Below are 19,718 nucleotides of genomic sequence, written 5' to 3' on the forward strand. Positions count from 1 at the left end.
GGGGAGCCGGGCTTAGAGGAAGGGCCGGAGGGGAGCGAGGATCGTTTCGCTGAACCGGGCCACGAGGTGGCGCGACTCCCACTCCTCGAGCGTCAGCAGGCGGGTGTTCGAACTGTCGATCTCGAAGATGTGTTCCATGGTGCGGGCGAGGTGCGTGTCGAATATCTCGAGGTTGATCTCGTAGTTGCCGGTCAGGCTGAGCCGGTCGATGTTGGCCGTCCCCACTGTTGACCACTCGCCGTCGACCGTTGCGGTCTTGGCATGGATCATTGCGTTCTGGTAGAGCAGCACCTGCGCTCCCGCACGCAGCAGGGAGGTGTAGAACCCCCGGGAGAGCCAGTCGGAGAGCACATGGTTCGAGTCCTCGGGGAGGATGACGCGCACGTCGACACCGCGCTTGCTCGCCCGCAGCAGCGCATCGAGGATCTGTTGGTCGGGGATGAAGTACGCGGTGGTGATCAAGATCGAGTGCTGGGCCCGGTCAATTGCATCGAGGTACACCCCGCGGATGGGGAACACCAGGTTGGCGGGGATGTTGTTCACAGCACGGATCCGCGGCTCCCAGAACCCGGCGCTGGTGTGCGGCAGTTCGGGGCGCCGGGGGCGGGTCCGAAGGTTCCAGACGCTGATGAACGCCTGGCGCAGTTCCCACACCGACGGGCCGGTGAGCGCCAGATGGGTGTCGCGCCACTTGGTGGCGTAGAGCGAACCGATGTTGTAGCCCCCGATGAAACCGATTGTGTCATCGACGATCAGCAGCTTGCGGTGGTCGAAGCCGGTCCCGCGGATGTTCGTGAAGACGATGGAGGGCCGCAGGACGGGGAACCGGAAAACATTGACGTCGGGGTGGAACGTGTAAAAGGACGGGCGCACCACGAGGTTGGCGAACCCGTCATAGATCACGTAGACCTTCACGCCGCGGGCGGCGGCGTCGTTCAGTGCGTCCCGGAACCGTTGGCCGGTTTCGTCGCCCTTCCAGATATAGGTCTCGAGCAGGATTTGGTGCTGAGCCTTCTCGATCTCCTCGATCATCGCGTTGTAGAGGTCTTCGCCGTACGTGTAGACGGTCGTCAACGACCCGGCGATGGTGCACTCGAAGGTCCCCGGGCGCGGAAACCCTTCACGACGGCTGCGGATACGCTTTTGGAGCGCATCCATCCCCACCAGTGCGGCGATTACCGTGGCCTGGACGCCGAAGAAGGCGAGGACGGCGCGGCGGAGCGTGGTCGTGGCCAGCGCCCAGACGTGCCAGCGGGTCAACAGGTGCATCCCTAGAGCCTAACGCCCCGGCGCGCGGAGCCGCTCGCTCCGGAGTCCCCCGGCGGGCCTGCCGCCCCGGCTCAGTGGCCCCCGACGAGCCGGGCCTCGTGGACCGCCTTCGCAACGCCCCTTGTCCAGACGAACCCGTGCCCGGGCAGCACTGTTCCCGCGCCCGTGTCCGCCAGCGCATCGAGGGAGGCGAGCGCTTCCGGCGAGTTGGCCGTCGCGGCTCCCGCGATGATCTGCGGCCCCGAGTTGCCCGTGTAGGGGTCGAGGGTGACGAGGGCGTCCCCGCTGATCAGGGCATCACGGTCGGGAAAGAACAGGGAGCAGTGCCCCTCGGTGTGGCCCGGGGAAGGAATGAGGACCGGCTTTCCCGGCAGCGCCGCAGCGCTCTCCGTTGTCAGCGCCTCGGGGTTCTTCACCCCGCGCACCCAGAGCGCGCCGGCCGCCGTCATGCGCGCGAGCACCGGGACGGCCTTGGGGTACCGCAGCGGGTACCGCAGGGGAGTGCGCTCGCGCTTGTAGCGGTACGGGTGTTCCGCGATGAAGGCGTCGCCGGGGTGCACGTAGATCGGGATGCCGTAGCGCTGGCGCAGGTATTCCGCGAATCCCACGTGGTCGAAGTGGCCGTGGGTCAGGACCACGGCGCGGACATCGGAAATGGTCCGGCCGAGCGTATCAAGCGCTCCGAAGAATATCTTCCGGGTGCCTGGGAGGCCGGAGTCGACGAGCGTCAGCCCGTCGTCGCCCTCAACCAGATAACAGTTGGTGCGGGCGTGCTCTATGCGGTGGATGCCCTCCACAACGTCGCGTGTGAACATGGTTTCCTCCCTGGTGCGCGGGCTTTCCCTGCTGCACAAGCCAAGCAGGCTTACTGTTGGTGCGCAAGGAACTGAAGCTTCCCAAATCAGGGCTTGATCGTTAGGTTTGAAGTGCGTCCCGATTCGTATGTCGGGGTGGCGGCACGGGGCGGCGACAACCGCCTCAAGGGCCTGTTGCCGCGGACCTGTGGTGCCGTCGGCGGTACAGCGGCAGCCTCGGATGATCAGCGAACAAGACCAGCAGCGCCGCACCTGCGCGGCATTCCAGCAGACCAACCTCAGTCTCTACGAGTTGTGGCTGCGGTACTTCAGCGTCGGCGGAAACGCGGGCGAGGAGGAGATCGACGCCTACCTCTACTGCTCGATGCTGCTGCCCGCCTACGAGCGCGATATGCTCTCCCTCGCGGTCAACGAGTTCATCGAGGAGCAGCCGCCCCCACCGCGGGCGGTCTACAGCGACGACGAAACGGCGCCTTCCTGAACCGCGGTGGCCGAGCGAACCCGGCGGTACCGCGCGGGCGCCTTGGCCGGAGCCCGGGCGCCGGGGCCCGCTGCGACAAACGCGTAGTACGACACGACTGAAAGGGCGGCAATGTCCGAGTCCAGCTCACCTTCGATCAAGCGGCTCATGACTGCCGCAGCCGATCTTGAGAACGCCGAGTTCGAGTGTGACCGGCTCGCCCTTGTCTACCGGGACGTTGTGCTTGAGGCATTGGCAAGCGGCGCCGACATCGCCGAGCTCGCCGACGGAACGAACATTCCCGCCGCCGAGCTGGCACGGATCGCCGCCCTTGTCTCGCCCGAGGAGCGGCTCCGCCGAAGCGCCTCCAGCTGACGCGCCGGCCTTCCCGGGCGCCTCCACCGCCTCCGGTCCGGAACGCGGTGAAGGCGCCCGGGTTCAGCCCTTGTTTCCGGTGGTTGCGATTCCCTCAACAAAGTGCCGCTGGCCAAGGAAGAACAGGATGATCATCGGCACCGTTGTAATGACGCTGGCCGTGACGACGAGCTCCCAGTGCCAGTCTCCGCCGAAGCCGAACTGGTCGAGCAGCGCCTTGAGTCCGCGCGGCACGGTGAAGGTCGAGCTGTCGCGCAGGTAGATCAGCGGGCGCATCAGGTCCGTCCATGCCGCCTGGAACTCGAAGAGCAGTGTTACGACGATCGCCGGCTTGCACAGCGGCAGGGCGATCCGGGAAAACATGTGCCAGTTGTTTGCTCCGTCCACCCTTGCCGCTTCGAAGAGCTCCCGCGGCAGGCCGAGGAAGAACTGGCGCAGCAGGAAGATGTAGAAGGCGCTGCCGAACAGGTTGCCGGCCCACAGCGGGGTCAGCGTTCCCACCTGCCCGAGGCTGTTCCAGATCAGGAAGGTCGGGATCATCGTCACCGCGCCCGGAAGCATCATCGTGGCGAGTACCAGCCCGAACAGGGCGTTGCGTCCCCGGAACCGGAAAAAGGCGAACCCCCACGCCACCAGCGCGCTGGAGATCGTCACGGTCACCGCCGCGAGCACCGTGACGATGACGGTGTTCGCCAGCCACAGGGCCAGGGGCGCTTCCTGCCAGACGGTCAGGTAGTTCTCGAAGGTGAACGTCTCGGGAATGAGCTTGTTGTCGAAGACGTCCGAGCGCGGCTTGAACGAGGCGCTCAGCAGCCACAGCAACGGGTAGGTGAAGATGACCGTTGCCGCCCCGAGCGCAAGCCAGGTCAGGATCTTGGCCAGCGGATTCCGCCGTGCCCGGGCGTAGGCCGGGCGTGCGGACTCGGGGGGCCGGACGGCGGGGGGTTCGCCCGACGTCGGGCCTTCGGTGTCGGCGGTGCGCGGCGGGACGACCGGGGGAAGGTGCGAGGGGCCTACCTGCAGATCAGCCATCGTTGTTTCCGCTCTCGTAGTAGACGAACCTCCGGCTGACGACAACCTGGATCAGTGTCACGATCAGCACGATCACGAACATGATCCACGCCATCGCGGAGGCGTAGCCCATGTGCAGGAACTCGAAGGCCTGCTGGAAAATGTAGATCGCGTAGAACAGTGCCGCGTCGTTGCTGTAGGTCGTGTTTCCCGAACCGAAGAACGCCGTGTAGGCCTCGGTGAAGGTCTGGAAGCCGGCAATCGTGTTGATGATGACAAGGAAGAAGAGGCTGCCGCTGATCATTGGCAGCGTGATGCTCCGTGTTGCCTGGAAGCTGTTGGCGCCGTCGACCTTGGCGGAGTCGTAGAGTTCCTGCGGCACGTCGCGAAGCGCCGCGAGGAGGATGATGACCGACGAGCCCAGGGTCCACAGGCTCATGAGGATGAGTCCGGGCTTGATCCAGCTGGGGTCGGTCGTCCACGCGGGGCCGTCAATGCCGAACCAGCCGAGGAACCCGTTGACGAGCCCGTTCTGCCCGTTGAACAGCAGCAGCACCAGGATGCCGATCGCGACCGGGGGCGTCATCTTCGGCAGATAGAACACCGTGCGGAAGAAGCCCGAGGCCCTTCCGGCCCGGTTGAGCAGCAGCGCGAGCAGCAATGAAACGATCACGTGGACCGGCACGGAGATCACCGTGTAGATGAACGTGTTCCGCAGAGACAACGCGACCTTCGGGTCCTCGACAAGCTCCGCGTAATTCTCAAGCCCGATGAAGGTGGGGCTGTTGATGACGTCGTAGTCGGTGAGCGACAGATATGCGCTGTACAGCACCGGCCAGAGGGTGAAGATCAGGAACCCGGCGATCCACGGGCTGATGAACAGGAGGGCGGCGCGGCGGGTGCGGCGGCGGTTCCGCTGCTGGCCCGGCCGCAGCACCGGCTTGTTCCGCCGGGCGGGCACTGCCCGCCCGGCGTCCACCGAGGAGGCCACGTCCTACTCCTTGTCCCAGGAGCTCCACGCTTCGTCGAGCGCGTTCTGAGCCTCCTCCTGAGCCTGGTCCAGCGCGGCCTTCGGTTCCTGCTGGCCATTGAGTACCCGGTTGACGGCGTCCTGCCAGGCCGTCTCGAATTCGGCGTCGGCGGGGTTCGCCGGGAGGGAGAACCCCGCCTCGTTTGCCTCGTAGGACGCGGTGATCGCGGCGTCCCACTTGGGGTCCTGCCCGGTCTTCACGTACTTCTCGGCGATCTGCTCGTCGGCCGCCTGGTTCCCGGTGAAAAGTCCGGTGAAGGGCTTGCCTTCGGCCTTCCGCGCCTCCGCGCGGGCCGTGGCGGCCTTCATCCAGGTGTCGGCCGCGGTCATGTGCTGGATGAAGCGGCAGGCGGCTTCGGGATTGGCGCTGCCCGTGGGGATCGCCCAGGCGGATCCGCTGGAGTAGCTCAGGGTCTTGCCCTGGGTGTCCTTCACAGTGGTGAATGCCATCGTCGCGTCGGGGGAGACGTCGTTGAGGATGTTCACGTACCACTGCTCCATCGGCATGGCGCCGAGGGTGTCGGAGGCGAACTGGTTGTCCGAGCCGAAGAAGTCGGCAGAGTCGCGGAAGGCCTTGACCGCGCTGAAACCGCCCTGCTGCTCGTACACGTCGGTGGCGAATTCGAGCGCCTCCACGACGGCGGGGTCGTTGAGCTGGGCGGTGCGGCCGTCTGCGGAGAGGATGTCGGCGCCGTTGGCCTTGGCCCAGATGGGAAGGAATTCCGGAAGCTTGGTGTCGTAGCCGATGACGCTGAGCTTGCCGTCGTTCTTTGTCACCTGTCCGGCGGCCTTCTTGATGCCCTCCCAGTCGGAACCGTCGACGTCCTCGACCGACAGACCCGCCTCGTCGAGAAGGGAAGCGTTCGCCATGAGGATCTGCACCTGGTTGAACTCGGGCACCCCGTAGATCTTGTCTTCGAAGGTCACCTGGTCCATGGCGGTGGGCCGGAAGTCGTCGACCGGCATTTTCTGCGCTTCGATGCAGTCGTTCAGGGGCATGATCGCACCGCGGGACGCGAAGGTTCCGAGCTGGTCGCGGTTGGCGTAGATCAGTGCGGGGGGTTCGCCCGAGGCGACCGATGAGAGGAACTGCTGAATGTCCAGGTCGCCCTCGACGAGGCTTACCTCAACTCCTTCGAGCGCCGCTTTCGCCGACGTCAGCCGGGTCTCGGCAATCTCGTCGCTGGCTCCGAAGCCCATGATGTTGAGTTCTCCCGAGACCTCGGCGTCCGGATCGAATTCGCTCGAGCCGGTGCCCTGGTTGCCGCCGGTGCCGGTGGCGCAGGCCGACAGGGTCAGCCCAAGGACCGCCGCCATCGTGAGTGACCTTCGAGTTTTCATAGTCTCCCCTTCGTTCATCACGCACGCCCTCCCGCGAGGGCTGGGTGATGTAACCTCCGGGTCGGCGCGCGGTAGCGTGTGGAGTCAGCATAAGCACTTCTCTTGGAAAAACCTAAGGAGGCTTAGTTCCGTGCCGGTCCGCCGTCGCTGACGGCGCGCAGGGGTGCTGCGGCACGGGATGCGGGCAGCCGCCGGGGGTGACGCAGGGAGTGAACGGCGCGTGCGTGCACGGATGACGGCGCCGCGGTGCGCGTTCAGGGCGCGCGTTCAGCCGGTGCCCTCCTGCGCAACCGGGTCGACGAGGTCCGGCCCCTCGTCGCACACGGAATCTGGGCCGGACCGATCTGGGCCGGACCGGTCTGGGCCGGACCGATCAAGGGGACCGCGGTGGGCCCCCGGCCTACTTCTTTGGGTTGTCGAGGGCGAGGCCGAGCCCGATGCCGAGCATCCAGACGTCCTTGGCCACGGGGGTGCCCGCCTGGGTGGGGCGCACGCCGTCGGCCTCCGTCATGCCCTCCGTCCTGAGGTACATGGCGAGCATCCCGGACGCGAACCCGGTCAGAGCCAGGCCCGCGATCCTGCTCGGCACGAAGGGCACCAGCAGGAGCGCTCCGAGGGAGATCTCGACGGTGGAGAGGATCTTGCCGAACAGCACCGGATCCATACGGGAGACCTGCGGAATGGCGACCGACGCCATCTGCTGCAGGTAGGCGGCGCTTTCCGATTCGAGCCCGCGTTTGCCGATGCCTGCGTTCAGGATGAACGCGCCCGTGGCGATCCGTGGAGGGAGGTGGCTGATCTTGATAACCATGGCTGATCCTTCTTGTCGGTGATCCAGTAATTCAGTAAGTGAATTAAGTGCATGAATCGATTGCCTACACCGAGCCTAAGGGCGGGCAGGGCCTGAATCCAGACTGCGTCGGAACGAGACGCCGATGCGCCCCACAGCCGCTTGGACGCCCGCTTTTCCGGCCTGGAACCGGCGGCAGGAGGTGCTCCGGACTTGGAAACCGCCCCTGAATCGGCCTAGGGTAGAGGCCGCCCTTTCAGAAAGAAGCGGCTGGCTCTTTGCGAATGCGCCGCAACCGAGGTGAAGAAGGGTTCGACGTGATCGATTTTGTTTCAGGGCGGTTCGAGCAGATCCTGTACTCGAGCCTTCAGCACTTTTCCCTTGTGGTGCAGTGCCTCCTGCTCGCCACCGTCGCCGCAGTGGTTCTCGCGGCACTTGTCTACCGCAGCCGCCCGCTGACCGCGCTTGCCAACAGCGTCTCGGCAATCGGGCTCACCATTCCCGCCTTCGCGTTGATCGGGCTCCTGATCGCGCCGTTCGGTTTCGGGGTCCTTCCCGCGGTGATCGTCGTCACCTTCTTCGCGGCGCTTCCGATCCTGCGCAACGCCGTCGTCGGCCTCACCGGCATCGACCAATCCCTCGTTGAGGCGGCCCGCGGGATCGGCATGAGCAGGTTCCGCACCCTCACCCGCGTGGAACTGCCGCTGGCCTGGCCGGTGATCCTGACAGGGATCCGCGTCTCGGCCCAGATGGTGATGGGGATCGCCGCGATCACCGCCTACGCCTTGGGCCCGGGCCTCGGCGGACTGATCTTCTCGGGCCTGTCCCGCCTCGGCGGTGCCAATTCCTTCGAATCAGTGGCTACCGGCGTGATCGCCGTTATCGTTCTTGCTTTTGTCCTTGATCTGCTGCTTGTCGGCCTGGGCCGGCTCACAACCCCGCGAGGTATCCGTGTCTGAAATTACACTCCCATCCGACGCCGCCGGAGCCCCGCCCCGGCCGGTCACCGGTGCCGGCATCCTCCTAGACCAGGTGACCAAGCGGTACCCGGGACAGGAAAAGCCGGCCGTTGACGGCCTGACGCTCGAGATCCCCGCCGGAAAGATCGTCATGCTCGTGGGCCCCTCGGGCTGCGGCAAGACGACGACCCTGAAGATGATCAACCGCCTCATCGAACCCAGCGAAGGCAGGATCGTCCTCAACGGCGACGACGTCACGAAGATTGACGGCGACTCCCTGCGCCGGCGCATCGGGTATGTGATCCAGGCCGGCGGATTGTTCCCGCATATGAGCGTCGCCGCCAATATCGGCATCGTTCCCAAGATGCTCGGCTGGAGCAAGGAACGCATCGCCGAACGCGTCGACGAGCTCCTTGAACTCGTCTCGCTCGACCCGACCCGCTACCGCGACCGGTTCCCCCGCGAACTCTCCGGCGGCCAGCAGCAGCGCGTCGGCGTGGCCCGCGCGCTCGCCGCCGACCCGCCCGTGCTGCTCATGGACGAGCCCTTTGGCGCCGTTGACCCAATCACCCGGCAGCGCCTGCAGGATGAGCTGCTGAACATCCAGAGCGAACTGCAGAAGACGATCGTCTGCGTGACCCACGACTTCGACGAGGCGGTGAAGCTCGGGGACTGGATCGCGATCTTCACCGAGGGCGCGCACCTCGTCCAGTACGACACCCCCGAGCGGATCCTCGCCGAGCCCGCCAACGAGTTCGTTGAGAACTTCATCGGTTCAGGGGCCGGGCTCAAGCAGCTGACCCTGACGCGCGTCAACCAGGTCGAACTCGCCGAAGCAGTCACTGCCCGCCCCGGCGACCTCGCCACCGACGTCCTCTCCCGCCTCGACGAGGTCCAGCACAACCACGCCGTGATCGTCGACGCGCGGAACCGGCCCCTGCAGTGGCTCTCCCGCCGGCAGTTGAGCCGCCTCGAGCGGATCGGCCACGACCGCGACGCGCGGCTGCCCGTGGTCGGCGACCGCGCCACCCTCAACGACGCGCTCGACACGATGCTTGTCTCGAGCGTCGGTGCCTCCCTCGTGACCGGGCCGCGCGACACCTTCCTTGGGGTAATCGACGTCGACACCGTCATGGACGCCATCGGGCGGGCCCACAAGCACGCCCGCACGGCCCACGCGCAGGGCCGGCCGGTGGGAGTGAACACCGGAACCATCGAGGCAGTGCGCGCGGCAGCGGGAACACCAGGGACTCCGACCGGCGCCCTGACGGGTACGGAGCATGCCGGTGAGTGAAGCGATCGAGGCAACGGCGGGGCTGCCGGGGCAGGCGGCGGCGCTCAAGGCGGACGCGGCCCCTCTCTCCTGGCGCCCCCTGCTCCTTCAACTCGGTGGGATCGTGCTCGCCGCGGTGCTGCTTGCCGCCTGGCTTGCTACGGCCGAGCTGAACGACGCCGAACGCACAACGCTCAGTGCCACAGCCCTGGTGGGGTACACCCGGGAACACCTCGCCCTGACGGGGCTTGCCGCGTTGATCGTCCTGGTCATCGCGATTCCGCTGGGAATCGTCCTGACCCGCCGGAGCCTGCGCCGGTTCAACGGGCCGGTGTTGGCGCTGGCGAACGTGGGCCAGGCCGCCCCGGCGATCGGGCTGATCGTGCTCCTTGCCTTCTGGCTCGGGTTCGGTTTCCGGGCGGCCGTTGCGGCCCTGGTGCTTTACGCGGTCCTTCCCGTGCTCCGCAACACGATGGTCGGCATCAACCAGGTCGACCCCCGGCTTGTTGAAGCCGGTCGCGGCATGGGCATGAGCGCCTTCGCGGTGCTGATGCGCGTTGAACTCCCGCTAGCCGTGCCGATCATGCTCGCGGGCATCAGGACGGCGCTTGTGCTGCTTGTCGGGACCGCGGCCCTTGCCACGTTCATCAACGGAGGCGGACTTGGCATCCTGATCACCACCGGCGTCAACCTCAACCTCCCGCGGGTCCTCGTCGCGGGTTCAGTGATCGTGGCGCTGCTCGCCCTTCTCGTCGACTGGGCGGGCCGGCTCGTCGAACATGTGGCACGGCCGAAAGGACTTTGACATGTTGCTGAAACCGGCAACCCCGCCCGTCCCCGGGCGGCGCCGTTTCGCCGCCGCCCTCACCGCGGCCGCGGCCCTCCTCGTCTCCGGGTGCGGACTGCAGCCGGCGACCTCCTATGTTCCCGAGGCCGGGCCGGGGTCGATCCCGGTCCTCGAGGGCGCCGAGGGCCAGCCGCTGACCGTCACCTCCAAGAACTTCACAGAGCAGCTGATTCTCGGCAAAATCTCGGTGCTCGCCGCCTCGGCGGCCGGTTTCGAGGTCACCGACCTGACCAATGTGCCGGGCAGCCAGCCGGTGCGCGAGCTGCTCCTCTCGGGAGACGCCGACCTGACGCTTGAGTACACGGGAACCGCGTGGCTGACCTACCTTGGCCAGCCCTCGGGCATCCCGGACCAGGAGGAGCAGTGGCAGGCGGTTCACGACGCCGACCTCGCGAACTCGCTGGTCTGGGGCAGGCCGGCACCGCTGAACAACACCTACGCCCTGGCGGTCCGCACCGAAGCGGTCGAGGAACTCGGCGGGATCACCAAGCTCTCGCAGATTGCCGACCTTCCCGTGGAGGAGCGCACGTTCTGCATCGAGTCGGAGTTCAACTCGCGCTCCGACGGGATGAACCCGATGCTCGAGCACTACGGGCTGACCCGCGGCACACCGGAAGGCGTGCCCGACAAGAACGTCGGCATCTACGACACCGGTGCCGTCTACTCAGCCACCGACGGCGGCGACTGCAACTTCGGTGAGGTGTTCTCCACCGACGGTAGGATCGACGCCCTCGACCTGACGATCCTGGAGGACGACCGCAAGTTCTTCCCCGCCTACAACGCCGCCCCGGTCTTCGGCGCCGAAATCCTGAAGGAGCATCCGGGCCTCGAAGAGGTCTTCGCGCTGATCGCCCCGGAGCTGACCGACGAGGCGATGCGGAGGATGAACCTGCTTGTCGACGTCGAAGGGCAGGACCCGGCCGACGTCGCCTTCGGCTTCATGGTTGAGAAGGGCTTCATCTCGGATCCGGCCGCCGGCTGAGCCGAGGGCCCGGTTCGCCTTAAGTTTTCCGACTTGCCGCGCCGGGTTCACTTTGCCGAGGTGAACACTCTGCTTTGATTGGAACTAATTGGTTTGTCTCTGACGGTCAGCTACCGATGGGTTCCAATGAAGTACAGGACGGCGGAACATCCCCGGCCACAGCATTTCATTCTTCACCTGAGCGACACGCACCTGCTGGGAGGCGGCGGTCCGCTCTACGGGGCCGTGGACAGCGAGGCGCGCCTGCGGCGGATCTTCGAGGAGCTTGAGGCCTCCGGGGCCCGCCCGCACGCGCTCGTGTTCACCGGGGACCTGGCCGACAAGGGGGAGCCCGGGGCCTACGCCAGGCTGCGCTCGATCGTCGATCCCGCCGCGGCGCGCCTCGGGGCCCGCGTCGTGTGGGCGATGGGCAACCACGACGACCGGTCCAACTTCCGGGCGGGACTGCTCAATGAGGCGCCCGGCACCGAGCCCGTCGATGCGGTGCACGACCTCGACGGCCTGCGCATCATCACCCTCGACTCGACCGTCCCCGGGCACCACCACGGCGAATTCAGCCGCGCGCAGCTGCTCTGGCTCGCCGACGAACTGCTGAAGCCGGCTCCGCACGGCACGATCCTTGCCCTTCACCACCCGCCGGTCCCCAGCGTTCAGGACCTCGCCGTGCTCGTTGAACTGCGCGGCCAGCGCGACCTCGCGGAGGTGGTCCGGGGCACCGACGTGCGCGCCATCCTCGCCGGGCACCTCCACTACTCGACCACGGCGACCTTCGCGGGGGTCCCGGTCTCGGTTGCCTCGGCCACCTGCTACACGCAGGACCTCCTTTACGACGCCGGCGGCACGAGGGGCCGCGACGGCGCCCAGGCCTACAACATGGTCCACGTGTACGAGGACACGATCGTGCACTCGGTGGTCCCGCTCGGACAGCACGCACCGGTGGGGGAGACAGTGCCGCGGGCCGAGACCTCCCGGCGCCTCGCCGCGGCCGGGGTGCGGATCGCTGAGCCGGCCGCGGCCCGGCGGTTCACCTCCGCCTAGGCCCCGGCGCCTAGTCCGGCGGGGGAACGCTGAACAACGTCCGCGGATCCTGAAGCAGCGCCGGCTGCCCGAACGCGTCCCGCCGCACCCGCCCGGTCAGGACGGCCCCCCGCTGGAGCGTGTCCTCGTGAAGGTACACCGGGCCCGCCCTCCCGGTGAGCAGCACCGAAGGGTCCGGGCCAAGGACGGCCAGTACGGCGTCGTCGCCCATTTCGTGTTCGAAGGCTTCCAGCTGGCGGGCCCACTTGCCCGCTGACCGCCCGCCCGGTGCTTCGGCGGGCATCCGCAGGACGGCCGTGCCGCCTGCCGGTTCGGCTGCCGTGCGCCACACCCACAGCCGCTCACCTCTCGGTTCAACGGGCAGGATCTCCTCGACCGGGTCGGGCCACAGGTAGGGGAGGTCCTCAGGTACCCCGGGGAACCGTGAACGGTAGATGGCGGGGGCCTTCTGGACGAGGTTCGACTGGTGGCTCAGGTGCACGCCCGGGTCGCCGAGCCACGGCGGCAGGGCAACGCCGCCCGGTGCTGCGCCGGGTGCGAACTCCCGGATGAGCGGTCCTGTCGTATCCGCATGGCCGCGCGCCACCCATTCCTCGACCATGGCCAGGCCGTAGAGCGTCAGGGCCGGCACATAGCCCATCCACATACGGATTGCGGGATGCTGGCGCCACCCGTAGTCGGGGATGACCAGGGCGCGCAGCGCCTGCAGTGTCTCGACCCTTTGCTTGCCAAGCCGTGCCTGGTCGAGCACCGCTGCGCTCGAGGCGAAGTCGGGGTACGGCAGGAACGTCTGCATGAGGCAAGTCTGACACGCGCCATGCTGGCGCCGGGGGCCGGGCTACTTCTCCCAGGGGGCCTTTACCGGGAAGTACTTTTCGAGGAACTCGGTCACCAGGCGGGCCCGCTCATCGGCAGGAACCTCGGGGAAGCTTCCGTCATTGAGGCAGAAGAAATCGAAGTTGCGCTTGTCGAGCATCTTGTTCAGGCTCTTCAGGCCTGAGCGGGCCGTCGTGTCGACGTACTTCACCCGTGCCATCTCCTGCGCCACGGCACGCCCGGTCAACAGGGAGTAGTAGTGGTAGAGCGAGTTGGTCACGGAGATGTTGTCCTTGGCGCGGAAGGTCGAGGCCGCTGTGGCCTTGAACTCGGCGGCGAACTCCTCCTCCATCTCAAACAGCACGCTCTTGCGCAGCGGGGCAGCCGTGTGCTCCAGGTGCCGGGTGGTGATCCTGCCAAACCTCTCGTGAAGCAGCCTCCGGTTCACCCGGGCCGCGTTCTCGAACCCGCTGCGTTCGGCGTCGTTCTCGCCGAGGCCGATCCGGGTGTCGGCCTCAATGAACTTGGTGACCCCGCCGGGGGAGAAGAACATGTCGGGCGCGACGGGCCGGCCGAAGAACATGTCGTCGTTTGAGTAGAGGAAGTGCTCGGCGAGGTCGGGGATGTGCTGGAGCTGGGACTCGACTGCCTGGGAGTTGTGCGTCGGCAGCACGGACGGGTCGCTGAAGTGCTCCTCGGAGCGCACAAGGGTCACCGACGGGTGGTCGGCGAGCCAGGCAGGCCGCGCCGAATCGGTGGCGATGAAGATCCGGCGGACCCACGGAGCGAACATGTACACCGAACGCAGCGCGTACTTCAGCTCGTCGATCTGGCGGAAGCGTGCCTCGTGGTCGTCGCCCTCTCCCACAACGGCGCCCTTCATCCGTGCTGCGCGCGCCGCCTGGTACTCGGGGCTGCTGCCGTCGACCCAGGAGAAGACGAGATCGACGTCGAAGCCGATGTCGGAGGCATGGTCGGCGAACATGTTGTCGATGGTCGGCCACATCAGGCCGTGGCGCTCCACCGATCCGCGGACCGCCTCCGATGCGGGAAGGGTGCGGCGGGTGAGGGAGTTCTCAACCGGAAGCTCGATCGCCTCGGCACCGAGTTTCCACAGTTCGATCTGGACTCCGGCCGAAGGCCCGTATGCCAGACCGCCGATCGGTTCGATCCGCGGCCGGAACAGGCGGAAGATGCGCGCCTTGGGGCTGTGCGAAAGCGCGCCGTCGGTCACCAGGAGCGTTGTGCGGCGTTTCGTGTCGACGGTGCGCGAGTAGAACGGCTCGTTCCGGCAGGCGTGGACAAGGGCCAGGCGCAGGCGCTCGCGGTCTTTGACGTCGATGGCGATTACGGGGCGCTGATCGTTGCCCCGCACGAGGAGGAACTCGATTCCGGCCTCGTCGAGGGCCGCGCGGATGAACAGCAGGTCCTCGACCATCGCCTGGTGCGGCGTCCGGTCGGAGTTGATGAGGGTGAAGCGCCGCTTGACGGTGGTGATGTCGGAGCGGTCGGTGAAGCGTTCAACAGCGGCCCGGGACGCCGACTCGAGAATCTCGGCTTCGTTCTCCGGTTCCGGAGCACCGAAATAAATGTCGTGTTGAGCAGCTGTGTCTGTAATCTGAGCCTCCGCGGGGGTCGATGAATCGTCGCTCCCATGATAGGGCCTGCGGCTGCCGCGCCCGCACCGCCCGGTGTCAGCCCGCCCGTGCCCGCCGGGCTGTGCCGCCGGGCTGTGCCGCCGGGCTGTGCTGCCGGGCTGTGCCCCGGCTCTAGTACTCGGTGTACATCTCGCCGACCGGCACCTCGGTCTCAAGCCGGTTGTCGGGTCCGGGAAGGGGGCACGCCCACGCTTCGTCGTAGGCGCAGGACGGGTTGTAGCTGAAGTTGAGGTCGAGGACCAGGCTTCCCGGCTGGCGGCCCTCGCCGAGATGGGCCCCCTTCACCGTGTCGAGCAGGTACCGGCCCGCGCCGTAGGTCCCGCCCGGGCGCCCCGCCGTCGCGTCGCGCAGGGGGAGGAAGATGCCGCCGGCGTAGGACTTGAGGCGCCACAGCGCAAGCTTCCCGACGCCCGGCAGCACAACCGTGCCTAGCCGCTCGAAGGGCACAACGCCGTCGGTGCCCGTGGCGACGTCCCGGATCTCGCCCGCGCCGTCGTCGTTCACCGCCGCCTCGAAACGGTAGGAGGGCTCGTAGGGGGCGACGGGGAGTCCCGTGAAACGCCGTTTCGCGGCCTCGTCAAGGGGAGAGGCCGGATGGTCGCGGAACAGGCGGTCGCGCCCCTCGCGCCACAGGCCGTGGGCTGCCTCGGGCGACTCCTTTGCCGCGCGCTCGCGCACGTCCTGATACAGGTCAAAAACCGATTTCCGCCAGTCTGCGGTGGCCAGGGCGGTGGTGAGCAGTGTCATGAAAAACATGCTACGCCGCCGTGCTCCGGTGCGTCCCGGGGCGACGCCGGCCGTTGCCTGCGCGTACTATGATTCGAGTGACCGCCGGGATCTTCGCAATCGTGCTCTCCTCGATCTTCGTCGGAGCCACCGCGCAGCGCATCGCCGGCCTTGGCTTCGCCCTGCTGATCGCGCCGTTCCTCGTCCTGGTTCTGGGGCCCCACGAAGGCATCCTCCTCGTCAATATCTGCGGAGTGGTCTCCTCCTTCCTCATCATCGGACGCGTCTGGCGGGACATCGACTGGAGCATGTTCCGCTGGCTCGTTGTCCCATCGATCTTCGGCTCCATCCCGGGCTCGTTCATCGCCGTCGCCGTGCCCTCGGCCCCGCTGTCCGTCACCGTGGGGGCCATTGTGCTGACCGCCCTCACCGCTTCCCTCGTCCTGCAGCGCTCCAACGTCGTGCTGCGCGGCAACACCCCCAAGGCCATCGCGGGATTCACCTCCGGGCTGACCAACTCGATGGCCGGCGTCGGCGGGCCTGCGGTGAGCGCCTACGCCGTGCTCTCCCGCTGGCCGCAGCGGCCTTTCGCTGCGACACTCCAGCCGTTCTTCGTCATCATCGGGCTCATGACCCTTGCCACGAAGCTGCTGCTCGACCCGGGCCAGGCTCCGGCGCTCGAGGGGTGGATGTGGGCGGCGATCGGCGCCGCCATCGTTGGCGGCATCTTCATGGGCGAGAAGCTCGGGCGCTTCGTGCGCGACGACCACGCGCGGCTCGCCGTGGTCGTCATCGCCTTCATCGGCGCCGGCCTCGCCACCGTCCGCGGGCTCGTCGACCTTCTCGGCTGAGGCCCGACGGGTGCTTCGGCGGGCCCGCGGGCCGAGTCGCTGAACAACCGGGGCCGCAGCCGATGGCACCATTGAAGGGATGAAACTTCCAACAGGGAAACCCAGCGCCCTCCCCATGCCCTTGTGGCTTCAGGGTGTCTTCGAACTGGGACAGGCGGCCGCCATCTCCGTGGCGCTTGTCCTGATTCCTGTGGCCGCCGTGTGGCTGACCGGAGGTTTCGCCGCCCGGGACGCCGTCTCGGCGGCCCAGCTGGCCGGCCAAGTCTGGCTCGTGGCCCACGGGGTTCCGCTGGTGCTGGCACTGCCCGGGCAGCCGCCGGGAATCCTCCACGTCATCCCGCTGGCCCTGACCCTCCTTCCCTTCCTGCTCGCGTGGCGGGCCGGGCGCCGGCTGGCCCGCGCGTCCTACACCGACCAGCTGTGGCAGGCCCTGGTCGGGGCGCTCGGCATCTACGCCGTCGTAGGCCTGGCCGTTGCGCACCTGTCGAGCAACGCCGAGGTGTCGGTGCCCCTGACCGCCGGTGCCTTGATCCCGCCGGTGTCGGCAGGCCTGGGAATCGTCACCGGCGCGTACCGCGAGGCCGGCGCATGGAGCCGCCTCATCGGCGTCGACGGCGCAGCCTGGATCGCGCGGACAAGCCAGCACTCCCGGTGGGCGGGGTCCTACGTGTGGTCCGTGCTCCGTTCCGCGTTCCTTGCCCTCACCGCTGCGGCCGGCCTCGCCTCGGTGCTGCTCGCCGTGAGCATCGCCCTTCACTGGACTGAGATCGCCGCGGTCTACGAACGGCTCGACGCCGGAATCGCCGGGACGGCGATCCTCAGCGTCGTTCAACTGGGACTGCTGCCGAACCTTGCGCTGTGGACCTTCGCCTGGGCCTCCGGGGCGGGATTCGCCCTCGGTGCGGGCAGCTCCCTCACCCCGCTTGGGAGCACCGTCGGCCCGCTTCCGGCCGTCCCGGTGTTCGGGGCGGTACCGGCGGGCACGCTCGAGTACGGTATCGCCGCGCTGGCCCTGCCCGTCGTCGCGGGGGTGCTCGCCGGCTGGTGGTTTTTCCGTGAAGGGGAGAACCATTTCGATGAGTGGCTCAGCATCAAGATCGAAGCGCGCTGGCTCACGGCCATCGTCTCGACGCTCAGCCTTGGCATTTTCGTCGGCCTGACCGCCGGCATCGGGGCAGCGGCGCTCGCGCTCCTGTCCCGGGCCTCCCTAGGGATCGGCCGGCTGACTGACCTCGGCCCCAACCCGCTGGCCGTGGCGCTGTGGCTGGGGGCCGAGGTGGCTGTCGGTGCCATTATCGGCTATGCCGCCGCTCCGCTGCTGGAGCGTGAACCGCGCCGCTAGTTCGAGGGCAAGAGCCCGTCGAGGTTGCGCAGCTCCTCTTCGCACTCCTGCTGCGCCTGGAGCGTCAGCGCCGTCGCACGGCAGTCCTCGTACCGTTCGGTCAACGGCCACAGTGCCACCGCCGCGGCTGTTCCGATCGTGAGGAAGGCCGCCGCGGCGAGCCCGACCACGAGGGTCAGGCGGACAAGCGGCGGCAGCCGGCGCCGGACGGCCGCGGTGAGGGCGATGATCCCCAGCACCAGGGCGGTGACGGCGCAGGCAAGGCCCAGCACCTTCCACGGCAGCAGGAGCGTGCTCGTCACGAACGCCGCAAAGAGTGCTCCGAGGAACCACCGCAGCAGGGTCCTGAACTTCGCCACGTCACGGTCCGCCGGGGTGCCCTGCGCGTTCGCGGGCCCCGGCGGCGGCGCGGCCGGGCCTGGGCCTCCAAGCGGCGGCCGGCGGTCGGAGGGGGCGGGTGGTGCGGGCCGCTCGGCGTCGTTCATGCTCCAACCCTAGCCGCTGCCGGTTTAACCGTCCGTGGCGGCGCCGCCTAAGGTTGTGCCATGCGCATAGTCATCCTGGTCTCGGGAAGCGGGTCGAACCTGCAGGCGGTCATCGACGCCGTCGCTTCGGGCGGCCTCGACACCGAAATCGCCGCAGTGGGCGCCGACCGTCCCGGAACCCTCGGCGTGGAGCGCGCCGCGGCGGCAGGCATCAGCACGTTCGTTGTGGATTTCAAGGACTACCCCGACCGGGCCGATTGGAACACTGCCCTTGGCACGGCGGTGGAGTCCTACGCCCCCGACTACGTCGTGTCGTCGGGGTTCATGCGCATCGTCGACCAGTCGTTCCTCGACCGGTTCCCCAACCGGTACCTGAACACCCATCCGGCGCTCCTTCCCAGTTTCCCCGGCGCACACGGTGTCCGCGACGCGCTCGCGTACGGGGTGAAGGTCACCGGGTGCACCGTGATGATCGCCGACGCCGGGGTCGACACCGGCCCCATCCTCGCCCAGGCCCCGGTTGCGGTCCTGCCGGATGACACCGAGGAGACACTCCACGAGCGGATCAAGGTCGAGGAGCGTCGCCTGCTCATCGAAACCCTCGCGTCGCTGAGCGCAGGGCTGTCCTAGATGGCCCTCGTAGCGAACGCCGTCTATGTCGACGGCCGGCGCCGGATTGACCCAGAGAACCTCGATACGGCCTTCGAAGTCATGCGGGAGACCTCGGGCATGGGCTGGATCGGCCTGTACCGCCCGGATTCCTCGGAACTCCGCCGTGTCGCTGCAGAGTTCGGCCTCCACGACCTCGCTGTCGAGGATGCGACAAACGGCCACCAGCGCGCAAAGCTCGAGCGGTACGGGGAAACCCTCTTCGCAGTGCTCCGGCCGGCCCGTTACCTCGACGACGAGGAGAAGGTCGAGTTCGGGGAACTGCACGTGTTCGTGGGCCCCGACTTCGTGGTGACCGTCCGCCATGCCGAATCACCGGACCTCGGTGCGGTGCGCCAGCGAATGGAGGCGAGCCCCGACCTCCTCTCGATCGGCCCCCTCGCCGTGCTCTATGCCATCCTCGACGAAGTCGTCGATGAGTACGAGCCGGTGGTCAACGGGCTCGAAAACGACATCGACGAAATCGAGAACGAGCTGTTCGGCGGCGCCCCCGACGTGTCGCGGCGGATCTACGAACTTCACCGCGAAGTCATCGAATTCCAGCGGGCAACCCAGCCGCTGCAGGGCATGGTCGAGTCCCTGCTGCGCAGCTCCGACCTGTTCGACAGCGAGGCGGAGCTCGGTTCGCGGCTGCGCGACGTGCTCGACCACGTCATCCGGACGGTGGAACGCGTCAACACGTTCCGGGCGCTGCTGCAGAACGCGCTCACCGTACACGCCGCGCTCGTGGGCCAGCGGCAGAACGAGGAGATGCGGAACCTCACGGAGACCTCACTGTCGCAGAACGAGGAGGTCAAACGGATCTCCTCGTGGGCCGCGATCCTCTTCGCCCCGACCCTCGTTGCCTCGATCTATGGAATGAACTTCGACTCGATCCCCGAGCTCCACTGGGCCTTCGGCTACCCGTTCGCGCTGGTGCTCATGGTCGCCATGGGCGCCGGACTGTACTGGGCGTTCAAGCGCCGGAAGTGGCTCTAGAAG

21 protein-coding genes are annotated in these 19,718 nt (G+C 67.5%); 11 read left to right on the forward strand and 10 right to left on the reverse strand.

Features of this window, described 5'->3' with window-relative positions; genetic code table 11:
• Nucleotides 1-12 precede the first annotated feature (12 nt).
• Together AC4D2R_RS04870 and AC4D2R_RS04875 are read right to left on the reverse strand one after the other, a co-directional pair.
• Nucleotides 13-1,269 carry a phospholipase D-like domain-containing protein gene (locus AC4D2R_RS04870; RefSeq protein ID WP_490938058.1) on the reverse strand — a complete coding sequence of 419 codons (1,257 nt, stop codon included), beginning with the start codon at nucleotides 1,267-1,269 and terminating at the stop codon, nucleotides 13-15.
• Between the two features lie 71 nt (nucleotides 1,270-1,340).
• Nucleotides 1,341-2,084: an MBL fold metallo-hydrolase gene (locus tag AC4D2R_RS04875; RefSeq protein WP_490938061.1), complete on the reverse strand. Its 744-nt coding sequence runs from the start codon at nucleotides 2,082-2,084 to the stop codon at nucleotides 1,341-1,343.
• A gap of 220 nt (nucleotides 2,085-2,304) precedes the next feature.
• Between AC4D2R_RS04875 and AC4D2R_RS04880 the strand changes: the two genes are divergently transcribed.
• On the forward strand, nucleotides 2,305-2,565 hold the full coding sequence (locus AC4D2R_RS04880) for a hypothetical protein (protein WP_490902117.1): 261 nt from the start codon (nucleotides 2,305-2,307) through the stop codon (nucleotides 2,563-2,565).
• Nucleotides 2,566-2,676: 111 nt separating this feature from the next.
• The gene (locus tag AC4D2R_RS04885; protein ID WP_490938063.1) at nucleotides 2,677-2,919 is read left to right on the forward strand and encodes a hypothetical protein; all 243 of its coding nucleotides are present in this window, start codon (nucleotides 2,677-2,679) and stop codon (nucleotides 2,917-2,919) included.
• A gap of 63 nt (nucleotides 2,920-2,982) precedes the next feature.
• Here AC4D2R_RS04885 and AC4D2R_RS04890 read toward each other — a convergent pair whose 3' ends face one another.
• The 4 genes from AC4D2R_RS04890 to AC4D2R_RS04905 form a co-directional block, all read right to left on the reverse strand.
• Nucleotides 2,983-3,951, reverse strand: coding sequence for a carbohydrate ABC transporter permease (locus tag AC4D2R_RS04890; protein WP_490938065.1), 969 nt, complete (start codon nucleotides 3,949-3,951; stop codon nucleotides 2,983-2,985).
• Nucleotides 3,944-4,921, reverse strand: a complete 978-nt coding sequence (locus AC4D2R_RS04895; protein WP_490938067.1) for a carbohydrate ABC transporter permease — start codon at nucleotides 4,919-4,921, stop codon at nucleotides 3,944-3,946. Before AC4D2R_RS04895 ends, AC4D2R_RS04890 begins: the two co-directional genes overlap by 8 nt.
• Nucleotides 4,922-4,924: 3 nt before the next feature.
• Nucleotides 4,925-6,301, reverse strand: coding sequence for a type 2 periplasmic-binding domain-containing protein (locus AC4D2R_RS04900; protein ID WP_490938069.1), 1,377 nt, complete (start codon nucleotides 6,299-6,301; stop codon nucleotides 4,925-4,927).
• 400 nt (nucleotides 6,302-6,701) lie between these two features.
• Nucleotides 6,702-7,112 (reverse strand): hypothetical protein, encoded by a 411-nt coding sequence (locus tag AC4D2R_RS04905; protein ID WP_490902125.1) that lies wholly within the window; start codon nucleotides 7,110-7,112, stop codon nucleotides 6,702-6,704.
• Between the two features lie 296 nt (nucleotides 7,113-7,408).
• On the opposite strand from AC4D2R_RS04905, the gene AC4D2R_RS04910 reads away from it, so the two are divergent.
• The 5 genes from AC4D2R_RS04910 to AC4D2R_RS04930 all read left to right on the forward strand — a co-directional run bounded on the left by AC4D2R_RS04910 (nucleotide 7,409) and on the right by AC4D2R_RS04930 (nucleotide 12,190).
• A complete protein-coding gene (locus AC4D2R_RS04910) occupies nucleotides 7,409-8,050 on the forward strand; it encodes an ABC transporter permease (RefSeq protein WP_490938071.1) in 642 nt (213 codons plus the stop codon).
• A 1-nt stretch (nucleotide 8,051) separates the two neighbouring features.
• Nucleotides 8,052-9,344: an ABC transporter ATP-binding protein gene (locus AC4D2R_RS04915; RefSeq protein WP_490938367.1), complete on the forward strand. Its 1,293-nt coding sequence runs from the start codon at nucleotides 8,052-8,054 to the stop codon at nucleotides 9,342-9,344.
• A gap of 22 nt (nucleotides 9,345-9,366) precedes the next feature.
• A complete protein-coding gene (locus tag AC4D2R_RS04920; RefSeq protein ID WP_490938369.1) occupies nucleotides 9,367-10,128 on the forward strand; it encodes an ABC transporter permease in 762 nt (253 codons plus the stop codon).
• A 1-nt stretch (nucleotide 10,129) separates the two neighbouring features.
• Nucleotides 10,130-11,152 (forward strand): glycine betaine ABC transporter substrate-binding protein, encoded by a 1,023-nt coding sequence (locus AC4D2R_RS04925; protein WP_490938073.1) that lies wholly within the window; start codon nucleotides 10,130-10,132, stop codon nucleotides 11,150-11,152.
• 126 nt (nucleotides 11,153-11,278) lie between these two features.
• Nucleotides 11,279-12,190, forward strand: coding sequence for a phosphodiesterase (locus tag AC4D2R_RS04930; protein ID WP_490938075.1), 912 nt, complete (start codon nucleotides 11,279-11,281; stop codon nucleotides 12,188-12,190).
• A gap of 10 nt (nucleotides 12,191-12,200) precedes the next feature.
• Here the strand turns inward: AC4D2R_RS04930 and AC4D2R_RS04935 are convergent, their stop codons facing one another.
• The 3 genes from AC4D2R_RS04935 to AC4D2R_RS04945 all read right to left on the reverse strand — a co-directional run bounded on the left by AC4D2R_RS04935 (nucleotide 12,201) and on the right by AC4D2R_RS04945 (nucleotide 15,411).
• Nucleotides 12,201-12,986 (reverse strand): MSMEG_6728 family protein, encoded by a 786-nt coding sequence (locus AC4D2R_RS04935; RefSeq protein ID WP_490938077.1) that lies wholly within the window; start codon nucleotides 12,984-12,986, stop codon nucleotides 12,201-12,203.
• Nucleotides 12,987-13,028: 42 nt separating this feature from the next.
• On the reverse strand, nucleotides 13,029-14,558 hold the full coding sequence (locus AC4D2R_RS04940; RefSeq protein WP_490938371.1) for a stealth family protein: 1,530 nt from the start codon (nucleotides 14,556-14,558) through the stop codon (nucleotides 13,029-13,031).
• A gap of 217 nt (nucleotides 14,559-14,775) precedes the next feature.
• On the reverse strand, nucleotides 14,776-15,411 hold the full coding sequence (locus tag AC4D2R_RS04945) for a DUF1684 domain-containing protein (RefSeq protein WP_490938079.1): 636 nt from the start codon (nucleotides 15,409-15,411) through the stop codon (nucleotides 14,776-14,778).
• 68 nt (nucleotides 15,412-15,479) lie between these two features.
• On the opposite strand from AC4D2R_RS04945, the gene AC4D2R_RS04950 reads away from it, so the two are divergent.
• Nucleotides 15,480-16,241: a TSUP family transporter gene (locus AC4D2R_RS04950; protein ID WP_490938081.1), complete on the forward strand. Its 762-nt coding sequence runs from the start codon at nucleotides 15,480-15,482 to the stop codon at nucleotides 16,239-16,241.
• Nucleotides 16,242-16,320: 79 nt separating this feature from the next.
• Entirely contained in the window at nucleotides 16,321-17,583 is a 1,263-nt protein-coding gene (locus AC4D2R_RS04955; RefSeq protein ID WP_490938083.1) for a cell division protein PerM, read from the forward strand.
• Here the strand turns inward: AC4D2R_RS04955 and AC4D2R_RS04960 are convergent.
• On the reverse strand, nucleotides 17,580-18,068 hold the full coding sequence (locus AC4D2R_RS04960; RefSeq protein WP_490938085.1) for a hypothetical protein: 489 nt from the start codon (nucleotides 18,066-18,068) through the stop codon (nucleotides 17,580-17,582). The two genes, AC4D2R_RS04955 and AC4D2R_RS04960, sit on opposite strands and share 4 nt — an antisense overlap.
• A gap of 60 nt (nucleotides 18,069-18,128) precedes the next feature.
• Here AC4D2R_RS04960 and purN point away from each other — a divergent pair, with 60 nt between their 5' ends.
• Nucleotides 18,129-18,698 (forward strand): phosphoribosylglycinamide formyltransferase, encoded by a 570-nt coding sequence (gene purN / locus AC4D2R_RS04965; RefSeq protein WP_490938087.1) that lies wholly within the window; start codon nucleotides 18,129-18,131, stop codon nucleotides 18,696-18,698.
• Nucleotides 18,699-19,715 (forward strand): magnesium and cobalt transport protein CorA, encoded by a 1,017-nt coding sequence (locus AC4D2R_RS04970; RefSeq protein WP_490938089.1) that lies wholly within the window; start codon nucleotides 18,699-18,701, stop codon nucleotides 19,713-19,715.
• Nucleotides 19,716-19,718: the final 3 nt, after the last annotated feature.

This window comes from Arthrobacter sp. TJ-217, from assembly GCF_058269255.1.